Annotated in this window: 1 protein-coding gene; it reads right to left on the reverse strand. The window is 70.5% G+C overall.

Translation table 11 applies throughout. The annotated features are described in order from the left end of the window. On the reverse strand, window positions 1–150 hold a 150-nt coding region (locus AC0I8G_RS26120; RefSeq protein WP_471732533.1), incomplete at its 3' end, for a LacI family DNA-binding transcriptional regulator. Between the last annotated feature and the right edge of the window lie 91 nt (window positions 151–241).

A 241-nucleotide genomic window follows, 5' to 3' on the forward strand; every position in this document is an offset into this window, starting at 1 on the left:
CTTCCACTCCCCGCTCCCGTCGCTGCGTCTCGCCGACAACGCCGAGGGGTTCACCCGCGCTCGCGTCTCGTCCTTGACGTTGGGGTGGTCGTTGAGGACTCGCGACACCGTCGGGTGGGAGACCCCCGCGAGCTTGGCCACGTCGCTCATCGCCGGGGGCCGGGCGCCGTCGACGTTCCCGCGGACCGTTTCAGACACGGCGGGACATCCGGACAGTGCGCATGGGACCCCTTCACCGTTG

This window comes from Kineococcus sp. AC630 (genome assembly GCF_979255925.1).